Origin of the sequence: Pseudomonas putida, assembly GCF_028682475.1 — a bacterium.
Classification (GTDB): Bacteria; Pseudomonadota; Gammaproteobacteria; order Pseudomonadales; family Pseudomonadaceae; genus Aquipseudomonas; species Aquipseudomonas putida_AG.
Map to the genome: position 1 here is coordinate 135897 of NZ_JANHLE010000008.1, position 19940 is coordinate 155836.

Below are 19940 nucleotides of genomic sequence, written 5' to 3' on the forward strand. Positions count from 1 at the left end.
CGAATGGCTAATGCTTAAAAGGTCCGGTCACCCTTGATCCCTGCGCGCTCCATCTTGCGATGGCAGGCCGGGTAGTCCATCACCGCGTAATGCTGGGTGCTGCGGTTATCCCAGATGGCAATGCTGTTGGGTTTCCAGCGCCAGCGCACCTGATATTCGGGCAGGTATGCCTGGCTGATCAGGTAGCGCAGCAGATCGCCGGCACCGGGGTTGGCGTCCTGACCAAAGCGCACCCGCTGCGGGGTGTGGTAGTTGCTGAAATGGGTGGTGAAGGCGTTGACGAACAGCACCTGCTCGCCGGTTTCCGGGTGGGTGCGCACCACCGGGTGTTCGGCGTCGGGGAACTGGGCTTTGAGCGCCAGGCGTTTTTCCAGCGGCATGGCCGCACCGAAACTGGCTTCGATGCTATGGCGGGCGCGCAGGCCTTCGATCTTCTGTTTCACTTCATCCGGCAGGTTCTGGTAGGCCAACACCATGTTCGCCCACATGGTGTCGCCACCGACCGGCGGGCACTCCACGCAGCGCAGCACGCAACCCATGGGTGGTGCTTCGCGCCAGGTGGCATCGGTGTGCCAGGCATTTTCGTAGCGGTCGGCAGGCTGGTCCGGACGCTTGTAGATCTGTACCAGGCCCGGGTGCTCCGGGTCGCTGCCGGCTACCGGGTGGTCTTCCAGCTCGCCAAAACGCCGGGCGAAGGCCACATGCTCGGCACGGCTGATGTTCTGGTCACGCAAGAACAGCACCCGGTGCTTGAGCAATTGCGCACGAAGCTGGTCGAACAGATCGTCATCGTGCACCGCATCCGCCAGGTTGACCCCGGACACCTCAGCGCCAATGGCGCAAGTCAGTTGTTCGATGTGCATGCTACAGCCCTCTTCAGATGACGAAGATCGACGAACCGGTGGTTTTGCGTGCTTCCAGGTCACGGTGCGCCTGAACCGCATCTTGCAAGGCGTAGTGCTGGTTGATTTCAATCTTGATGCGGCCGCTGCTGACGTGGTCGAACAGCTCACCGGCAAGGTCAGCCTTCTCCGCAGGGTCAGCGATGTAGTCGGCCAGTGCCGGACGGGTCAGGTGCAGCGAACCTTTCATCGCCAGGATCTGTGGATCGAACGGCGGGATGGTGCCGGAGGCAGTACCGACGCAGACCATCAGGCCACGGCGCTTGAGCGAGTCGAGCGAGGCCATGAAGGTGCTTTTGCCAACGCTGTCGAACACCACGTTGACGCCCACGCCATCGGTCAGCTCGCGCACGCGCTTGGCCACATCTTCGTGGCTGTAGTTGATGGTGTGCGTGCAACCATGCGCCTTGGCCACTTCGGCCTTGGCCTCAGTGGACACGGTGCCGATCACGTTGATGCCGAGCAGCTTCGCCCACTGCGAAACGATCAGGCCCACACCACCGGCGGCGGCGTGCAGCAGGATCGTGTCACCGGCTTTGAAGTCGTACAGACGGCGCATCAGGTAGGCCGAGGTCAGGCCACGCATGGTCATCGCCGCTGCAGTTTCAAAGGCGATGGTCTCTGGCAGCTTGATCAGCGCCGCAGCCGGGATCAGACGGTCGGTGCAATACGCGCCGAGGGTGTTGAGAAAACCGGTGTAGGTCACGCGGTCGCCGACCACCACGTTGGTCACGCCCTCACCCACCGCTTCCACGACCCCCGCCGCTTCCACGCCCATGCCGTTGGGCATCGGGATCGGATAAGTGCCGTTACGGAAATAGGTGTCGGCGTAGTTCAGGCCAACCGCCACCTGGCGCAGGCGAACTTGCCCTGGACCGGGCTCGCCGACCTCGGCGTCTTCATAGCGCAATACTTCGGGACCACCGGTTTCATAGAAGCGTACGACTTTGGCCATGCTTGTCACTCCAATCATCCATTCGGACGCGTTGCGTCTGTTTTTGTTGATTGGACTCTATGCGCTACGGGGTGAGGGTGCTTCTCATCAGACGACAAGGTGTTTTCATTTGATGACACGGCGTGCGCCACTGGCCGGGCGCAAGGGTTTCTCGTACGATTACCTGGCCTTTTTCACCTTGCCAACGAGCACCCAATGAAGTCCGCCTCCGGTTTGCTGTTGTCAGGTATTGAGCTGGACCGCGACAGTGCCACCCCGCTTTATCGCCAGCTTTACCTGCAGATCCGCAAACAGATCCTTACCGGGCGCCTGCAAGGCGGCGTACGCCTGCCGTCGACGCGCACCTTGAGCCAGGAGCTGAGTCTCTCGCGCATTACCCTGCTCAATGCTTTCGATCAGCTGATCGCCGAGGGTTTTCTGGTGTCGCGCACCGGTGCCGGGACCTACGTCGGTGACGAGTGGGAGCGTGCGGACCAGAGCAACACACCACCGCCCCCTGCGGCGCCGCGACTGTCCAACCTCAGCCAGTCGATGCTGTCGATGCGCAGTCATCATTTTCGCGGAGTGTCCTACTCGCACTGCAGCCCCGATACGCCCACCTCCTTTCTGCCCAGCCACGGCGCATTCGAGGCCTTTCCCCAGCATGTGTGGAAGCGACTGATCAGCCGTCATGTGCAAAAACCGAGCAAGGCGATGCTCGGCTATGGCGAGTTGCAGGGCCTGGAGGATCTGCGTCAGGCCATTGCCGACTATGTGTTCGATGCCCGCGGCATCGACTGCAGCGCCGCGCAGGTGGTGATCGTCTCCGGCGCCCAGCAAGCCTTCAACCTGCTGGCCATGCTGCTGCTCAACCCGGAAGACCCGGTGTGGATGGAAGATCCCGGGCATATCGCTGCACGCATCGCCTTCCAGGCCCACGGCTGCCAGATCGTGCCGGTACGGATCGACGACCAGGGCATCGATGTACAGCAAGGCATCGCCGACAGCCCCGACGCCCGCCTGGTGTTCACTACCCCCTCGCGTCAGCACCCGCTGGGCGTGACCCTCAGCCACAGCCGCCGCATTGAGCTGATCGAGTGGGCTGCCAGCAACCAGCGCTGGGTTATCGAAGACGATTGCGACAGCGAACTGCGCTACAGCGGTCGGCAATTGCCGGCGCTGTATGCCATGGACCAGAGCGATCGGGTGATCTACGTCGGCACCTTCAGCAAGGTACTGTTCCCGTCGCTGCGCCTGGGCTATGTGATTCTGCCGCAGGCCCTGGTCGAGCCGTTCTGCACCATTCGCGCGGTGATGGACCGCAGCCCGTCGACGCTCCTGCAGGCGGTCACCGCCGATTTCATGACTGAAGGTCATTTCATCGGTCATATCCGGCGCATGCGTGCGCTTTATCAGGCCCGCCAGCTGTGTCTGCTGGAAGTCCTGCAGCGCAGGCTCGGGCACTTCTTCAGCGTCGCTGCGGTAGAAGCCGGCATGCACCTGATCGCCTGGCTGCCACAGCACCTGGACGACCAGGACATCGCCCGCCAATTGGCCCAGCACGGCGTCCACACCTACGCCTTGAGTGACTACTGCCTGCAGCGCTACCTGCCCCCTGCCCTGTTGATCGGCTTTGCCGGCACGGCGCAAGAACAGGCCGAGGCCAAAGTCGAGGCGCTGGTTCAGGCGCTCACGGCCATGGGGCAGCCTGTGTAGACAGTGGCCAGTGGTCTTAATGTTTGCTTCGTAATGGATCTATCGAGAGTTCCCCAGTGGCGCGATAAAGGATGCGCCGGTAAAACCGGTGCCCGCACCAGGAACGACTCGAATGAATGCTATCCAAGAACGCTTCACCCGGTTGCTCGATAACAAGACTAAAGGCGCTGCAGCGCCGGTGCTGTTGACCCGACAACTGGCCACACGCCTGATCGAGCGCCTTGATCAGGTTCGTTTGTTTGCCCATGCCTATCCGTTACTGACCAACCTCACCCACGGGCGTCTGACGCCTTTCGACCTGCTCGACTTTGCCTACCGTCATGAGCTCAAGGGCTTGAGCCTGCACATGCTCGACGGCGAGCACAACAGCCTGTCGCAGATGAATGCCGGGCAATTGCGCGCCTTCGCCGACAAGGCCCGGCAGCTCGAACTTGATGTACACCTGGAAATCAGCAGCACGCTCAAGCCCGACGTTGATGCGGTGATCGCCGTGGCCAACGCCATCGGCACCCGCAACATCCGCGTGTACTCGCGCTACGAAGGCGCGCTGTCGCAGGTCATGGACACCATCGCCGGCGACCTGCATTACCTCGCCCAGCAAGCTGACGCCCACGACCTGTACTTCGATTTCGAGCAGCACGAAGAGCTCAAGAGCGATGAAATCGCCCGGTTGCTCAAGCAGGCCGATCATCCGCGCCTGCATGCGCTGTTCGACTTCGGCAACATGATCAATGCCTGTGAGCAACCGCTGGAAGCCCTGAGCAACCTTGCACCGCACATTCGCCAGGTACACCTCAAAGGCGTGCGGGTGGTCCCCGAAGCACAGGGCTTTGGCCATTACGGTGTGCTCCAGGGCAGCGCCGAAGACGACCTGCCCAGCCCGCGTATGGTCTACGAGCTACTGATGCTCGGCGAACAGCAACCGCAGGTTATCGCCTTCATCCTTGAGCAGGAAAACCACTACGTCGCCCCGGCGTTCCGGCAATCCAACGAGCCTGCCGACCCCTTCATCGCCTACCGCGAGATGAGCGAAACACCGCTGCCCGAAGGCTTCACCCTTGAGCAGATGCTGGCCGGCGAACAGCGCTGGGCGAACAACCAGGTCAGCTACATCAAAGGCCTGTTTGCTGAATTGCGCACCCTGGCCGAGCTGAGCCTGGCCACCAGCGCCTGATGCCGCCAACCCCCACTACGCCTGGAGAATAACAATGACTGCGCAAGACAAGGCCAAATGGTTCAAATTCCTGATTCTGATCCTCGGTGGCGGCACCATCTACAAGCTGGCCAACCTCAAGGACGCGTTTTATGTACCGATGCAGACATTCATGGGCCTGTCCCATACTGAGATCGGTCTGCTGCTCAGCGCCAACGCCATCATCGCCACCGGCCTGTTCGTGGTCGGCGGCCTGCTGGCCGACCGCTTCGATACCCGCAAGCTGATCCCTCTCGGCCTGCTCAGCACCGGCGCGCTGGGCCTGTACCTGGCGACCTTCCCGCCGTTCAGCAGCTTGATGGTCGTTTTTTGCCTGCTGGCGGTGTGTGCCGACTGCATCTACTGGCCGGCGCTGCTCAAGGCCATTCGCGGGCTGGGCAACGACAAGGAACAGGGGCGCCTGTTCGGCTTGCTTGAAGGCGGTCGTGGGGTGGTCGACACCCTGGTGGCGTTCTCGGCGCTGGGTGTTTTCATCGCCATGGGCGCCGCCGAGGCGGGTCTGAAAGCCGCGATCATCTTCTATTCGATGATCGACATCGCGGCGGGTGTGCTGACCTGGTTCCTGCTCAAGGGCAACCACAGCGCACCGGTCGTCGGCGCGAAGAAAAACCCGTTGTCCAACCTGATGGAAGCGATCAAGGTCCCGGCGATCTGGCTGGTCAGCTTCAACGTGTTCATGGTGTACATCGTTTACTGCGGCCTGACCTACTTCATCCCTTACCTCAAGGAAGTCTATGGCTTGCCGGTTGCCCTGGTCGGCGCCTACGGCATCATCAACCAGTACATGCTGAAGATTCTTGGCGGCCCGGCCGGTGGCTTCATTGCCGACAAGCAGTTCAAGAGCCCCAGCCGTTACCTGAAATGGGCGTTCCTGGCGTTGCTGCCGTTGATGGTGATCATCCTCATGGTGCCCAAGAGCCCGGGCTACATCTATGCCGGCATGGCCGCGACGCTGTCCTTCGCCTTTATCGTGTTCTCGATGCGCGGCGTGTTCTGGGCACCGATGGGCGAAGTGGGCATCGCCCCGCACATTACCGGCTCAGCCTTCGGTATCGGTTGCCTGATCGGCTATGCACCGGGCATGTTTGCCTATGTCGGTTACGGCGCGATTCTTGACCACTTCCCAGGGCAGCAGGGTTACAACTATGTGTTCATGGCGATGATGGGGCTGGCGGTGATCGGCTTTGTGGTTGCCAGCCAGATGCACCGGTTGGTGCGCAACAATGCCCAGGTTGCCGGGGTGGAGGCGCAAACGGCGGTGTAAGCAACCACCCTGTGGGAGCTGGCCTTGCCAGCGATGCAGACGACGCGGATCAGCTGACACCGCGCCGATACCATCGCCGGCAAGGCCGGCTCCCACATCAAGCGCTTCCCATCACATCTCCACCTGTGTCCCCAGCTCAATCACCCGGTTGAGCGGCAGGTTGAAGTACTTCAGGTTGCTGTTGGCATTCTTCAGCAAGAACGCAAACAGCCCCTCACGCCAACGCGCCATGCCGATACGTTTGGTCGGGATCACCGTCTCGCGGCTGAGGAAATAGGTCGTGGCCATCGGGCTGAAGTCAAGCGCCGGTACATGGCACAGCTGCAATGCGGCCGGCACATCGGGCTCTTCGATAAAGCCGAAGTTGAGATTCACCCGATAAAAACCATCACCAAAGTCCTGCACTTCAAAGCGCTCGGACACCGGCACCCGCGGACGATCCTGGGACACCACAGTCAATAGCACCACCCGCTCATGCAGCACCTGGTTGTGCAACAGGTTGTGCAGCAACGCATGCGGTACGGCGTCGGCACGAGCCGTGAGGAACACCGCCGTGCCCTGCACCCGGTGCGGCGGTTGCGCGGCAATGCTGCTGATGAACAACGGCAGCGGCAAGGCCGACTCATCCAGGCGCTCAACGATGATCTTGCGCCCGCGTTTCCAGGTGGTCATGAGGATAAACAGCGCGATACCGGCGATCACCGGGAACGCCCCGCCCTGGAAGATCTTCGGCGCGTTGGCGGCAAAGTACAGGCTGTCAACCAGCAGAAAACCGAGCAGCAGCGGCACCGCCAGCCAGCGTGGGGTTTTCCACAACAGCAGCACCACCGCCGCCGAGAGCAAGGTGGTGATCAACATGGTACCGGTGACGGCCACACCATAGGCCGCCGCCAGAGCACCGGAAGATTCGAAGCCGATCACCAGCAGCACCACGCCGACCATCAATGCCCAGTTCACCGTGCCGATGTAGATCTGTCCTTGTTCCTGGCTGGAGGTGTGCTGGATGAACATGCGCGGCACATAGCCGAGCTGAATGGCCTGGCGGGTCAGCGAGAAGGCCCCGGAAATCACCGCTTGGGAGGCAATGATGGTCGCCAGCGTCGCCAGCCCGACCATCGGCAGCAAGGCCCAGTTTGGCGCCAGCAGGTAGAACGGGTTACGCACGGCTTCGGGATTGCCGAGGATCAGCGCGCCCTGGCCGAAGTAGTTGAGCACCAGGCCGGGCAGCACCAACAGGATCCAGGCGCGGGCAATCGGTTTGCGGCCAAAGTGGCCCATGTCGGCATACAGTGCCTCGGCACCGGTCAGGGCCAGGACCACGGCGCCCAGAATCGCCACGCCGATACCCGGATGCACCACGAAGAACTGCACCGCCCAGGCCGGGTTGAGCGCCAATAGCACTTCCGGGCGCTGGACAATGCCATACACACCCAGCGCTCCGAGCACGCTGAACCACAGGACCATGACCGGTCCGAACAGGATGCCGATGCGTGCGGTACCGTGTTTCTGGATCAGGAACAGGGCCACCAGCACCACGACAGCGATCGGCACCACCCAATGGCCGATGCCATCAAACGCCAGCTGAAGGCCCTCCACTGCCGACAGCACCGAGATCGCCGGGGTAATCATGCTGTCGCCGTAGAACAGCGCCGCACCAAACAGACCGAGCAATACCAGCACCCGACTCAGCCGCGGATAAGGTGCCGCCGCTCGCCGCGCCAGCGCCGTCAGGGCCATGATGCCGCCCTCGCCCTGGTTGTCGGCACGCAGCACGAACAGCACGTACTTGATCGTCACCACCCAGATCAACGACCAGAACACCAGCGACAGAATACCGAGCACGCCGTCATGGTTGGCCTGCACGCCATAATGGCCGGCGAAGACTTCCTTGAGGGTGTACAGCGGGCTGGTGCCGATGTCGCCATAGACCACGCCGACGGCGGCGATGAGCAGGCTAAGTGACGAGGTTTTTACGGGGGAATGGGGTGTTGCTGAGGATAAGACTTGGCTCACGATAGGACGTCTCGGAACGTAGGGCCTGAAAACGCTGCCAGTATCCCTTTATGCGTTACGAGGCTTCGTAAAGAGTCCGTAATTTTTTCTTACAATTAAGCAGTATCGCGGGGCAAGCCCGCTCCCACCGGATCAGCACAACGCGGGTGGGAGCGGGCTTGCCCCGCGATCTATCAGCCCAGCAAGGCGCTCAGGTCAAGCCCTTGAGCACTCAGCGGTGGGCACCAGTAGTACCCCCCGGTAAGCGGCCGGCTGAAGCGGTACAAAGCGTCTACCACGCCGTCTTCCAGCCCGCTCATGCGCCGCAGCTGCACTTCGAAGGCATCGAACGAGTGACCGAAAGCCAGAAACGCCAGGCCCGCACCGCGCTCATCCGCCCATGGCATGGAGCGACGAACAATAAACGCCTCGGGATCGTAGCTCTCCTGGGCCGTGCGTTTGACGTGAGCCGACTCCGGCGCGTCATCGAGTTCTTCGTTGTCAGCCTTGCGCCGGCCGATGATGTCGTCCTGCTCAGCCTGCGGCAACGCCTTGAAGCAGTCCAGATCGTGGCGCCACAGCTGGAACGCGGCAAAGCTCGAACCGCTCAGGCCAGGTACATCGGTGGCCAGAATAGCGGCGTCGACCGCTGCGTCTTCCACCGGGTTTTCCGTGCCGTCTTCATAACCAGTCAGGTCGAAGCCGGTTTTGTGGCGGAAGGCATCGGTGGCCTCAACCAGGGTAAAGGCCGGTGCCAGCAGTTTTTCCAGGGCCTGGCTGAGCAACCACAGGTCACCACGGTCTTCGCCGCGCAACCACAGCCACAGGTCGTGCTGGGTGCACGGGTTGTCTACCGCTGCAGTGAGCTGTGGAAACGAACGCAGGCCCTCGATGCTACGACCCAGCGCGTGCACCAGGGGCGCACCGAACCCGGCCACCACGCGGCTGCCATCGACCTGCTGTTGCAATACGTCAAGCACACCTGGCAGCGCGGCTGGTGTGTGCAAGGTGAAGAACAGGTGACGGGCTTGTGCTGGAATCGGGGCGGCGAGAACGCCTGGCTGGAATTGCATTGGTGATCGGATCCTTAGGTAAAGCGTGAATGCTACTGCCTGGCGCCTGGGTCCACAAGGATCAGCGGGGACCGCACTACACGGCTCAGAATCCTCGCCTACACTGCCGTTCATCCCTTTTTGCGAGCCTCCGACATGACTGCATCGCCACTGCTCAGTGCTTTTCTGCCGATTGCCCTGGGCTTCATCATGCTGGGATTGGGCCTGACCCTGACCCTGGCTGACTTCGCCCGGGTGGTGAAATTCCCCAAACCGGTACTGATCGGCCTGGCCTGCCAGATACTGCTCCTGCCTTTTATCTGCTTTCTGATCGCCAAAGGTTTCGGCCTGGCTCCCGCGTTGGCAGTAGGTCTGATGCTGCTGGCGGCCTCTCCCGGCGGCACCACGGCCAACCTGTTCAGCCACCTGGCCCATGGTGATGTGGCCTTGAACGTGACCCTGACTGCGGTCAACTCGCTGATTGCGATCCTGACCATGCCGCTGCTGGTAAACCTGTCACTGGCCTACTTCATGACCGCCGACCAGGCCATTCCCCTGCAGTTCACCAAGGTGCTGCAGGTGTTCGCCATTGTTCTGGTGCCGGTGGCCATCGGCATGCTGATCCGCCGCCTGGCACCGGGGTTTGCCGCGCGCATGGAACGGCCGATGAAGATCGTTGCCGCGTTGTTTCTGGTGTTCACGATTGTCCTGGCGATGGTCAAGGACTGGCAGACCGTTGTGGACTACGCCCCGGTGGTAGGCGGCGCGGCCCTGCTGTTCAATCTGCTGAGCCTGGGCATCGGTTACTGGCTGCCACGCCTGCTGCAGATCCCCAAGCGCCAGGCGATAGCCATCGGCATGGAGATCGGCATCCACAACGGCACCCTGGCCATCGCCCTGGCCCTGGCTCCGAGCTTGCTGAACAACTCGACCATGGCGATTCCAGCGGCTATTTACAGTTTGATCATGTTCTTCACCGCAGCCGGCTTCGGCTGGTGGGTGAGCCGCGGCCACGACACCGCCCCGGTAGGAGCGGGCTTGCCCCGCGATGCACGATGAACATTGATCCCGATGGGGGCATGCCGCCCCCTCAGGCTCAGTCAGCCTAACCAGTCGAGCGTCACCAACAACCGCCTTTCGCCGATTGGCGGTTGCGGCGAGCGGTGAATCAGCCCTCCTCCCTCATTGCCGATCCACTTCTCGCCTTTTGCCAGCAGTACATGACCAGCCTCGCAGCGTTCTATCAACCCCGCATCGCCGGGCTCGGCTTCCGGGTCGCCCAGGCGATGACGTGCCATCACCCCTTCACGCAACCACTCACTGCCTACCCCGGCGTAACTGGTGATCAGCCTGACCGGCACATGGTCAACATGAAAGCGCGGGCACATAGCCTTGTCTAGAATGCGCAGACGCAGGCCGATACGTTTGCTGTCGAACAGACAGGCAAAGGCACTGACCAGCCAGGTCAGATCCTGCACAAAGGCCCCCTGCCCGGGTAAATCACTATAGCCCTCGACCAGGCCATTCAAGTTCGGCGTACGCTCCGGGCTGGCCAGCTCAAGCACGATGGATTGCCCCAGCGGCTCGCCCTGGGCCAGCAAGGCCGTGGCAAAGTCACTGATTTGCGCCGGTAACTGGCGCTGCCAGACGGCCAGATTCACCTCATCGCGCAGCACCTCACAGAGCACCTTGATCTGCTCGCTGCTTACCTGCCGTAACGGCTGACGGTCGTTCATGGTTTCGGGCTCCGTCAGCTTCAGGCGTGGCGCAGGTGTTTTTCGCGTTGTTCCTGGCGTTCTTTGGCTTCGATGCTCAGGCTTGCGGTGGGCCTGAGCAGCAGGCGCTTCAAGCCGATCGGTTCACCGCTTTCCCGGCACCAGCCATATTCGCCACAGGCCAGGCGCTCGAGCGCATAATCCATCTTGTCGAGCAATTTTTTTTCCCGCTCCAGCAGACGCAGTTGCCACTGGCGCTGCGCTTCGGCGCTGCCGATATCGGCGGGGTCGCTGCTGGTATCGGGCTCGCGCAGGGCTTCGAAGGCTTCGGCGATCCGGGCTTGCAACTCGATACGCTGACGCAGCAGCAAGGCGCGGAAAAACTGCTGCTGTGTGGCATTCATATAGTCATTCGCGGGCTGAGCAAGGAGCTCGGCTTCGGTGATTACTGGGGACATGGTGAGGTGCCTGACTGACAAGTGTAGATGTTATAACATAGCATTTCTGAATCGGATATCTACAGAGTTCAGCTTACTGTCCTTGACGGTGCTCGCCCGACGCAAAGGCCCGGCAATCCATGCGTCGGTAAAGAACCCTTGAGCCGGGCGAGCGGGTAAAACTTAACCGGGCCTCCCTGTGCGGTCTTTAGGAACTGTCTGAAAAATACAAAGCTTGCTGTATTCCCGTTCTTCACATTGAGGGGGTAACGCGCCAATGAACACGCTGCCTTGTCGATAAACGCTTCGACTTCAACCGGCCTGGACGTAAATGACGCACGAGCAAATGTTATGTTATAACGCTTCACACTTCATTGTTCTCTGCATCCAAAGGTTTCCTTCATGTACGCGACACAGCCTTGCACCGGCAGCTCTTCGCTCGCCGAAGAAAAAGCAGCAGTACTCGACCTCCATTCAGTACAGGTGCGATATGGGCAAAACCTGGTCCTCGACGCGTTGACGCTCAAGGTCCATCGCGGTGAAATCTATGCGCTGCTGGGGGCTAACGGCGCGGGGAAAACAACCACGCTGAATGTGCTCCTGGGTTTCATCAAACCGAGTGCAGGCAGTGTCCGGATCAACGGCGTCGACCCGGTCAGCCACCCCGACCAGGCTCGACAGAATGTGGCCTACATTCCAGAGAACGTCTCACTGTATGGGCACCTAAGCGCCCGGGAAAATATCGCTTATTTTCTAGACCTGGCCGAGCAGAGCGAGGACGATGAATCGATTACCTGCGCCTTGGATACGGCCGGCCTGGACCGCGCCATGCATGACCGCAGAGTGAGCAGGTTTTCCAAAGGTATGCGGCAAAAAGTGGCCATCGCGCTGGCACTGGCGCGCCAGGTTCCGGTGCTACTTCTGGATGAACCCGCCTCAGGTCTGGACCCCCGTGCAACAGCCGAACTCAATCGCTTGTTAAGCCGATTGCGAGGGCAACACGTGGCTGTGTTGATGGTTACGCATGATCTGCTAAGCGCTGCAGATATTGCAGATCGGGTTGGCTTTCTTGACGCCGGGCGCCTGGTTGAAGAAGTGGCCGCCTGTGGCAGTGACCGCTTCGATGTACGCGCGCTGCACCGCCGCTACGCGGGGCAAACATCATGAACCTGACGATGCGTATGGCCGCTGAAGAGTGGCGCTACATGGCCCGCAATCGTCTCACTGTTGCAGGTTTGCTCATACTGGCTTTGCTGACGTTAGTCGCTTCACTGACGGTTTTCGAACACCAACGCAAAACCAGTGCAGAACGCGCCCGCTACCAGGCGCAGGCCAATGACGCCTTCGCGGCGCAACCAGACCGGCATCCTCATCGGGTTGCCCACGCCGGACACTTCGTGTTTCGTCCTGTAAGTGCCCTGGCCGCCTTTGATCCAGGCATCGACGCCTATACCGGGCAAACCGTCTTTCTCGAAGCCCATCGTCAGAACGGGGTGAGTTTTGGCGACGTAAGCCAATCCTCACTGCTGCTGCGCTTCGGACAGTTAACCCCGGCCTTTGTACTCCAGGTGCTGGCGCCGCTTTTATTGATATTCGTCGGCCATGCTGCCGTTGCCAGAGAACAGCAGCACGGCACATTACGGGTGTTGCTAGCCCAAGGCGTGAGCAGCCGTCAGATCATTCTGGGCAAACTGCTGGCGCTGTGCAGCATTGCGGCGCTGGCACTGCTGCCGACGGTGCTCGCTCTGGGCTGGCTGGCGTACTTCCAGCAAGCCTCCTGGTTGTTGGCGGCCTGGCTAGTGCTGGGTTATGGCATCTGGCTGTTGATCTGGTCGATAACGGTCGTGCTGGTTTCCGCAGTCGTTGCTCGTGGCCGCGATGCGTTGCTCAGCTTGCTTGCACTATGGGTGGTATTGGCGATTCTGCTGCCACGCGGGGTAGCGGATGTCGCCAATGCCGTTGTCGCCCTGCCCAGCAAGTTTGAAACCGACATAGCCGTAGTGCGTGACTACCTGGCCTTGGGCGATGCGCATAACCCGGATGACCCGCATTTCAGCGCCTTCCGTCAACAACTGCTGACGAAGTACGGCGTTGCCAAGGTTGAAGACTTGCCAGTGAATTACAAAGGCTTGCTGAGTATGGAAGGTGAGCGCGCCTCCAGTGAATTATTCAACCGCTACGCCGCGAAAACATTCAACCAGCAGCAAGCGCAGCTAACGCTGGTTGATCGATTCGCCTGGCTCAGCCCCACCTTGGCATTGCGACGGCTGTCCATGGCGGCGTCTGGTACCGACCTGCTCAACTTTCATAGTTTCCTCGAACAAGCCGAACACTATCGCTACAACCTTGTTCAGCGCTTGAACCAGCTTCAGGCGCAAACGCTCAGCTACAAGGATGACACCAACCCGAACAAGGAGAACCGCATTGAGCACAGCCACTGGCAGCAGTTCCCGACCTTTGAGTATCAGGCTGAATCGGTGAGCACTGGGCTGCAGCGATCGCTGCCGTCATTGGGCGTGTTATCGGCCTGGTTATTGATACTTGTGACAGCCGTAGGTGCGGCAAGCAAGCGTTTAGGGAGCGGCGTGAAATGAGCTGGATAACCTTTGAACTGCGGCTGCTCATGCGCTCCAGGCTGTCACTGGCGACCTTCACACTGATGCTGACGTTGTCGTGCCTCTCGGTGGCGATGGGACTGCATGAAATCAACCGCCAACAACACGCCTTGACCCGACTCAACGCCTTGCAAAACGAGGATGTGGCAGCTGTTGCCGAGGGCTTCAAATCGCCTGGTGAAGCCGGCAAGGCAGCCTATTACACCTTCTACAACACCTGGAACCCGCCTTCGTCCATGGCCTTCGCGGCACTCGGCATGCGTGATGTTGCGCCTTACGCCATGCGGGTCAGAGCCTTGGGGTTGCACGCCCAGCTGTATGCCGGCGAAACCTTGAACCCGGAGCTGGCCCTGGCGGGACGATTTGATTTCGCCTTCGTGCTTATCTATCTGGCGCCGTTGTTCGTCATTTCGCTCTTCCACGACCTGATCTCCAGCGAGCGGCAGTCCGGCAGGCTGGGACTCCTGCTGTCAATGCCCGGCCCCCTCGGACGGCTGTGGGTGCGCCGCGCGAGCCTGAGGTTCACAGTGATACTCGCCTGCCTGAGTGTACCGCTGCTGGTCGGTGCAACCCTGTCAAACGCTGCGCCTCTCGAGGTGGCGATGGCCGTGGTGCTGACGGCCAGCTACCTGGCATTCTGGACCGGCCTCTCGCTACTGGTGGCGAGCCGCCGCTGGCACTCGACGACCCAGGCCATAGCCTTGATGGCGACCTGGGTAACCCTGACGCTGGTGCTGCCAACACTGGCGAACATCGTCTTGAGCCGATCACTGCCGGTCAGCCAGGGCATCGAGCTGATGATGGCGCAACGCGACAAGGTTCACGGTGCCTGGGAAGTCCCCAGAGAAAAAACCATGTCGGCCTTCTTCTCCACTCACCCAGAATGGAAAAATACGCCACCATTGCCGCAGGGCTTTCACTGGAAGTGGTACTTCGCGTTCCATCAGGTTGGCGATGAAAACGTTGCCGAGCAGGTGCAGCACTACCGCAACGGGCTGTTGGCGCGCCAGCGTTGGACCGAGCGGCTCGCCTGGTTGCTGCCCGGTGTCGCGACGCAAGGTGTGTTGCATCATCTGGCCGCCACCGACCAGCATGCGCAGCTGGCCTACCAGGACGCCACCGCACGCTTCCACCAACAGATCCGTGCGTTCTATTACCCCTACCTGTTCAATGATCGCCTTTTTGGCTTGAGTGACTTTGCCCAGCGACCGGTGTTCTTGCCGCATCATGTGAGGTCGGCAGGCTGGACAGCTGACACGCTGGTGCTGATGCTGATCTCGGTACTGATGCTCGGTTTGGGCTTGAGGTCGCTGCGTTGGCACTGACGCGGGCTGCAATCTCTGTAGGAGCGGGACTTGCCCGCGATCTGCCGCAAAGCGGCAGCAAACCCGAACGACGCGGTAAATCAGGAAAATCGCGAATTCAGTATTTGCGGCCGCTACGCGCCCGATCGCGGATAAATCCGCTCCTACAGGGTGGAGGTTGAGCGACACCTCAGCTATCCAGCTGTCGTGCCTCTAGCCCGTCCAGCAACGCATCGAGCAGCGCCATGGCCATGGCTACCTACTGGTAGATAAGGGTAAAGGTCGCCGAAGCATTCGCCGGGCCAGGAGTTACCTTGCTTGAGGTCTGCAGGTAGCGGGCCCGCAAGGGGATGGTGTAGTTGCCTTGTTCGCTTTGCAAGTAGAAGTCGGTATCGCGGACAGTTGCCAGCGGCAGCGGGATGCCGTAGCCGTCGGCGATCTGCACACCAATACCTGTTGCTGCGGGGGCCGTGCTGGATCCGCTCGGGTCAAGGCTGAGCACTCCGTTCCTGGCGTTTATCGCAGGGCGAGCCGGATCGATGTGCAGCTGCAAGTTGTTGTCCGTACGGTATCCAGGATAGCCGTCACCACCTGGATTTTTTCCCCCTTGCGAGATCCAGGTTGAAGCGCTCTCGGCGTACGTACCATGGAAGGCCGGGCAGTTGTTCAAGGCAATGTTGAAGTCCTTCCAGCCGGTAGCACTACCTACCTTTGTAAAGGTTTTGCTCAGATGTGTACCCATCGGTACCACCACATCGGGAGTTTTGCAGGTATTCGCTACGATTTGAATGTTCCCCGAATGGTTCACCTTGTAGAGCAACATCCGCGCGTCGCCAAAGAAGCCCTGCAGTGTGATTTGAGGCAACCGGTTGCCGCGAAGCACACCGGGGCTGACCTCACCGATCTTGATCAGGACCAGCTCGAAGGAGGACTTTTCACGCGTAACGTCCTGGACACAGCGGTGACCAGCATCACAAGTGACTGGTCTCATAGTCGAGGTCATCGGCAGTACACCGTCCAGTTGACTCTTGAACGCCACCCCAATACCAGAGATATCGGTCTTGTAGACCTTGTTGGCGTAAGGACCCGTTGACCAGTTGGCCTTGGGATACATGGCGCTGACGGTGTACTCGAACCATCTTTGGAATGGCGCGAACTCACAAACCACTGTAGTTAACTGGCTTGTGTTGAGCATGAAGGTCTGGCGAAACACCTCTGTACCCAACGGCAGGTCACGGCCTACGGTGATAGCCGAGATCTGCAACGGCATAGTGCCGTCAGGTGGCTCGACGCCTTCGTACTTACAGGTAACAGCCATGGCTGATACGGCCATGCTCCACAATATCGCAGCCATCAGTATCGATTTTATCAGCGTACCTATGTTCATAGCTTCACCTTCTGCATATGCGTGGCAGGCACGTTCTCTGCGACCTGTTTACCGGCCGCACACACTGCATCCACTTGTATAAGATGTTGGTCGGCGTCTGCGCTGGCAGGGATGATCAGCGCGCACTGCTGATCGACCTTGCTGCCCCAGTTGATCAGCAAGCGTCGCGTCTCGGGTTTGACCCGCGCATAGAGCTGCCCCCCCTGCCCGACCATGCCCACCGAGGTGCCTTCACCATCGGTCACCCCAGCGCCAAATGGCAAGGCGCTGCCATCGTCCAGGCGCACGTTAAGCAGCACCGCCCGGCCCTGATTGGTGCCGTATTTCAGATGCACCACAGCACCCGCGCGTGGCGCCACCTGGTGGCTGGTCTCGCTCAATTCGACGTTCAGTGAGATGCCTACCGGGTCGATCGCCACTTCGTTGAGTTCGTACGGACGCAGGTACGGCACCACGGCGTTGCCGCGGCTGTCGAGCTTGAGGCCGGGGTAACCGGTGACCTTCGCCCCTTCGGCGCCCGGGGCACTGACCACGGCCATGGTTTCGCCGCGATAAGGCGTCAAGGTCACGCCTTCACTGTGGGCAACCACGCTGCCACTGGCACCAACCGAAGTGCTGGTGTAACCCTCACCGCGTCCCACACTGGCACTGAGCATGGCGCTCGCGCCGGTGTACTGGCCATTGAAAGTAGCGTTGTTGCTGTTGCCGGCACCATCGTGGCCAATGGTTGCGCCATAGCCATACTGGCGGTCGGCACCGGCCGTACCACTGAGACTGGCCTGCTGGTTGTAATGGCCCTGGCTGTCACGGCCAACCTGGGTCATCAGTTGTGGGCCATAGCCCGAACCGCCGAATTCCAGGGGCATGCTCATGGTCAGCAGATAGCTGTTTTCCATGTCGCCCAGCCCCATGCGGCTGCGGTTGGCGTTGAGGCTGAAGCTGACCCGGTTGAACTGCTTGCTGTAGCTGAACTGGTACTGCACGTCACGACCGGGCAGGTCCCAATAGTTTTGCGCATAACCACTGAGCGCGACTTGCCCCCACGGCCCCAGACTCTGGTCGGCACTCACCGACAGGCGACTGCGAGGTCGCCCGATTGCAGTGGTGCCCCAGCCGTTCTTTTCGCCTTCAAGCAACTGCAAGGCGTTGCTGAAGTCCAGATAGCCATCGGTAGAAAACCGGTAGGCCGCCACCGAGAAGTTACTGCCGGTGCTGAGGATGTTCTTGCTATAGGACAGGCGCATGCTCTGCCCTTTCGAGGTGCCGGCGTCAAGCGCAGTCTGGGCGTGGGTGACATCCACAGCCATGGCACCGATCGGCGTGCCGAATGCCAGGCCGGTGAGCACCGCCATATAGTCATCACTCGATTGCACACCGCCGTAGCCGGTGAAGGTGTTGTTCAAGCCATATTGCAATGTGCCCTGCAGCAACCGGGCCTGATCATCGATGTAGTTGTTGCGGGTCTCGCCAATGGTAAGGCTGAAGCGTGAGGTGCCCGGGCGCAGCAACTGGCTGACCGAGGCATAGGGCACGATAAAATTCTGTTCAGTACCATCGGCTTCGGAAACGGTGACACTGAGGTCGCCGCCGTAGCCGGTGGAATACAGGTCGTCGATCACGAAAGCGCCCGGGGCTACGGTGGTTTCCAGCAAGACGTTGCCGGCCTGGCGGATGGTCACCCGTGCGTTGGTGCGAGCAATGCCACGGACCACTGGGGCATAACCGCGCAAGGAGTCGGGCAACATGCGATCGTCGCTGGCCAGTTGCACACCGCGGTATGACAAGGTGTCGAAAATATCACCGCTGGTGTTGGACTCCCCCACCAACAACTGGCTTTTCAGCGCCGTGATGTCGCGTTGGGCGTAGCTGTCCAGAGCCTGGTACTTGTTGCCCAGACGCGGTTGCCAGCTCATCGAGCCGTTATGGCGCAGGCGCCAGTCGCCCAGGTTGAGGCCGGTATTGAGGCCGAGAAACGCCGAGTCGTAGTGACCATCACGGGTCTTGTTGCGATTGCCGTTGAAGTTGTAGCTCAGCATGCCGGCGGTGACGCCGCGGTCCCACAGTTCCGGGCTGACATAGCCACGGGCGTTACGCTTGAGCGATGCTTGAGGAATGCTGATGTCGAGAATCTGCTCCTCGGGTGAAAAGCTCGCACTGGCCCCAGGGATCAGGCTCACTATCGATGGGCAGGCCTGGCTTTCAAGAATCTGGCTGGCTTCGGGCGTCAAGCGCGTCATCTGTACCCCCAGGCGCTCAAGCAAGGCAGTGGTCATGCAGATAACCGGTTTGCTGCCATCTTTCTCGGCGTCAATCCGAATGTCCTGACGACTGCTCAGCAGACCATTGAGCTTGACGTCGGCACGGTATTGACCAGGCATGATCGGGTTGCCGGCCTGGTAGGCACTAAGGTCAAGATTGCGCGAGTCTTCGGGCAGGAAGGCATCATTGAACTGAATGTCCTCTGCCAGTACGCCTTGCCCTACCCCGGCACCAAGCGCAACCGTCAACATCTTGCGAATCAAGGCCGCTAGCGAATTCAAGGCGAAGCCGGGCTCCGCCCGCAGGAAATACCTGGAGCTGGATGTGGTAGGCATAGGTAACTCGCGAGCAATATCGTCTGAAGGGTGAATCAGGGCTTGAGCGCTTTACGCGTCGGCACCAGCGCCCCGTAATCGTTGATGGCGTTGAACGCCACCTGGGCATTGCCACCCGGTAAAGCGTTGGGCTTTTCCAACGCAAACTGGCGCGTTTCACCCGGCCCGACCATGCCATCGGTGCCACGATTGCGCTGTGCTCCGGCAACCAGTTCAAGCTCTACCACGGAGACGTGGAACGCCGACGGGTTGAATGCCTGCAAGGCCATGCCCTGCCCCTTACTGGCCGGCACCACTTGCCATTGCACTTGTTCGATTGCCTCGGTCGGCGTGCCCGGCAGACCATCAGGGCGATAGAACAGCTTGATCCGCGAACGGAACGCCATCTGCAGCATGTTTTGCGCCTCGGCATCCTGGGGCTTGGGTGGAATTTCCAGCACATTGAGCCAGAACACTGACTCTTTGTTCGCTGCCAGCGCCGCGCCGGTAAACATCACCCGCAAACTCTGGCCTTTACCCGGATCGATGCGCGCCACCGGTGGCGACAGCACAAACGGCGCCTTGGAGTTAGTAGGCGTGGATTCGGCATTACCGGTATCGATCCATGACTGGGTCAAAGCCGGTTGCGAGCCGTTGTTGTTGAGCTTAACGGTAATTTCTTTTTGCCCGGCCGGGTAAACCAGTCGGGTACCAGTGATCACTACACCGGCCACCGCCTGAGAACAGCTCAGCGCTAACAGACTGACCAGTAACAGCTGTTTGAATGGACGTTTGTAAAACATATGAAAGCCCTGCTAGCCCCTCGAATCACGCCC

Annotated in this window: 16 protein-coding genes; 7 read left to right on the forward strand and 9 right to left on the reverse strand. The window is 60.5% G+C overall.

Annotation, left to right across the window (positions count from 1 at the left end; translation table 11 throughout):
- Positions 1-14 precede the first annotated feature (14 nt).
- Both NPS47_RS09525 and NPS47_RS09530 read right to left on the reverse strand, forming a co-directional pair.
- Positions 15-863 carry a TauD/TfdA dioxygenase family protein gene (locus tag NPS47_RS09525; RefSeq protein WP_274294740.1) on the reverse strand — a complete coding sequence of 283 codons (849 nt, stop codon included), beginning with the start codon at positions 861-863 and terminating at the stop codon, positions 15-17.
- A 13-nt stretch (positions 864-876) separates the two neighbouring features.
- Complete coding sequence (locus tag NPS47_RS09530; protein ID WP_274294741.1) at positions 877-1857, reverse strand: quinone oxidoreductase family protein; 981 nt, start codon at positions 1855-1857, stop codon at positions 877-879.
- 195 nt (positions 1858-2052) lie between these two features.
- Here NPS47_RS09530 and NPS47_RS09535 point away from each other — a divergent pair, with 195 nt between their 5' ends.
- The 3 genes from NPS47_RS09535 to NPS47_RS09545 all read left to right on the forward strand — a co-directional run bounded on the left by NPS47_RS09535 (position 2053) and on the right by NPS47_RS09545 (position 6029).
- On the forward strand, positions 2053-3552 hold the full coding sequence (locus NPS47_RS09535; protein WP_274294742.1) for a PLP-dependent aminotransferase family protein: 1500 nt from the start codon (positions 2053-2055) through the stop codon (positions 3550-3552).
- Positions 3553-3664: 112 nt separating this feature from the next.
- On the forward strand, positions 3665-4726 hold the full coding sequence (locus NPS47_RS09540) for a sugar phosphate isomerase/epimerase family protein (protein ID WP_274294743.1): 1062 nt from the start codon (positions 3665-3667) through the stop codon (positions 4724-4726).
- Positions 4727-4760: 34 nt separating this feature from the next.
- Positions 4761-6029, forward strand: a complete 1269-nt coding sequence (locus NPS47_RS09545; RefSeq protein WP_274294744.1) for an MFS transporter — start codon at positions 4761-4763, stop codon at positions 6027-6029.
- A 111-nt stretch (positions 6030-6140) separates the two neighbouring features.
- Here the strand turns inward: NPS47_RS09545 and NPS47_RS09550 are convergent, their stop codons facing one another.
- Positions 6141-7982, reverse strand: coding sequence for a potassium transporter Kup (locus tag NPS47_RS09550; RefSeq protein ID WP_425313491.1), 1842 nt, complete (start codon positions 7980-7982; stop codon positions 6141-6143).
- A 233-nt stretch (positions 7983-8215) separates the two neighbouring features.
- Positions 8216-9094 (reverse strand): Dyp-type peroxidase, encoded by an 879-nt coding sequence (locus NPS47_RS09555; protein WP_274294746.1) that lies wholly within the window; start codon positions 9092-9094, stop codon positions 8216-8218.
- A gap of 135 nt (positions 9095-9229) precedes the next feature.
- Here NPS47_RS09555 and NPS47_RS09560 point away from each other — a divergent pair, with 135 nt between their 5' ends.
- Positions 9230-10132 (forward strand): bile acid:sodium symporter family protein, encoded by a 903-nt coding sequence (locus NPS47_RS09560; RefSeq protein WP_425313489.1) that lies wholly within the window; start codon positions 9230-9232, stop codon positions 10130-10132.
- Between the two features lie 41 nt (positions 10133-10173).
- Here NPS47_RS09560 and NPS47_RS09565 read toward each other — a convergent pair whose 3' ends face one another.
- Positions 10174-10809 carry a DUF1826 domain-containing protein gene (locus tag NPS47_RS09565; RefSeq protein WP_274294748.1) on the reverse strand — a complete coding sequence of 212 codons (636 nt, stop codon included), beginning with the start codon at positions 10807-10809 and terminating at the stop codon, positions 10174-10176.
- A 20-nt stretch (positions 10810-10829) separates the two neighbouring features.
- A complete protein-coding gene (dksA, locus tag NPS47_RS09570; RefSeq protein ID WP_274294805.1) occupies positions 10830-11234 on the reverse strand; it encodes an RNA polymerase-binding protein DksA in 405 nt (134 codons plus the stop codon).
- A 393-nt stretch (positions 11235-11627) separates the two neighbouring features.
- Between dksA and NPS47_RS09575 the strand changes: the two genes are divergently transcribed.
- The 3 genes from NPS47_RS09575 to NPS47_RS09585 are packed head-to-tail and all read left to right on the forward strand — an operon-like array spanning position 11628 to position 15165.
- Entirely contained in the window at positions 11628-12392 is a 765-nt protein-coding gene (locus NPS47_RS09575) for an ABC transporter ATP-binding protein (protein WP_274294749.1), read from the forward strand.
- Positions 12389-13819: an ABC transporter permease gene (locus NPS47_RS09580; protein ID WP_274294750.1), complete on the forward strand. Its 1431-nt coding sequence runs from the start codon at positions 12389-12391 to the stop codon at positions 13817-13819. Before NPS47_RS09575 ends, NPS47_RS09580 begins: the two co-directional genes overlap by 4 nt.
- The gene (locus tag NPS47_RS09585; RefSeq protein WP_274294751.1) at positions 13816-15165 is read left to right on the forward strand and encodes an ABC transporter permease; all 1350 of its coding nucleotides are present in this window, start codon (positions 13816-13818) and stop codon (positions 15163-15165) included. The genes NPS47_RS09580 and NPS47_RS09585 overlap by 4 nt, the downstream gene beginning before the upstream one ends.
- A 238-nt stretch (positions 15166-15403) precedes the next feature.
- On the opposite strand, the gene NPS47_RS09590 is transcribed toward NPS47_RS09585, so the two are convergent.
- The 3 genes from NPS47_RS09590 to NPS47_RS09600 are packed head-to-tail and all read right to left on the reverse strand — an operon-like array spanning position 15404 to position 19907.
- Complete coding sequence (locus NPS47_RS09590) at positions 15404-16531, reverse strand: fimbrial protein (RefSeq protein ID WP_274294752.1); 1128 nt, start codon at positions 16529-16531, stop codon at positions 15404-15406.
- Positions 16528-19125 carry a fimbria/pilus outer membrane usher protein gene (locus NPS47_RS09595; protein WP_274294753.1) on the reverse strand — a complete coding sequence of 866 codons (2598 nt, stop codon included), beginning with the start codon at positions 19123-19125 and terminating at the stop codon, positions 16528-16530. Before NPS47_RS09595 ends, NPS47_RS09590 begins: the two co-directional genes overlap by 4 nt.
- A gap of 35 nt (positions 19126-19160) precedes the next feature.
- On the reverse strand, positions 19161-19907 hold the full coding sequence (locus NPS47_RS09600) for a fimbrial biogenesis chaperone (RefSeq protein ID WP_274294754.1): 747 nt from the start codon (positions 19905-19907) through the stop codon (positions 19161-19163).
- Positions 19908-19940: the final 33 nt, after the last annotated feature.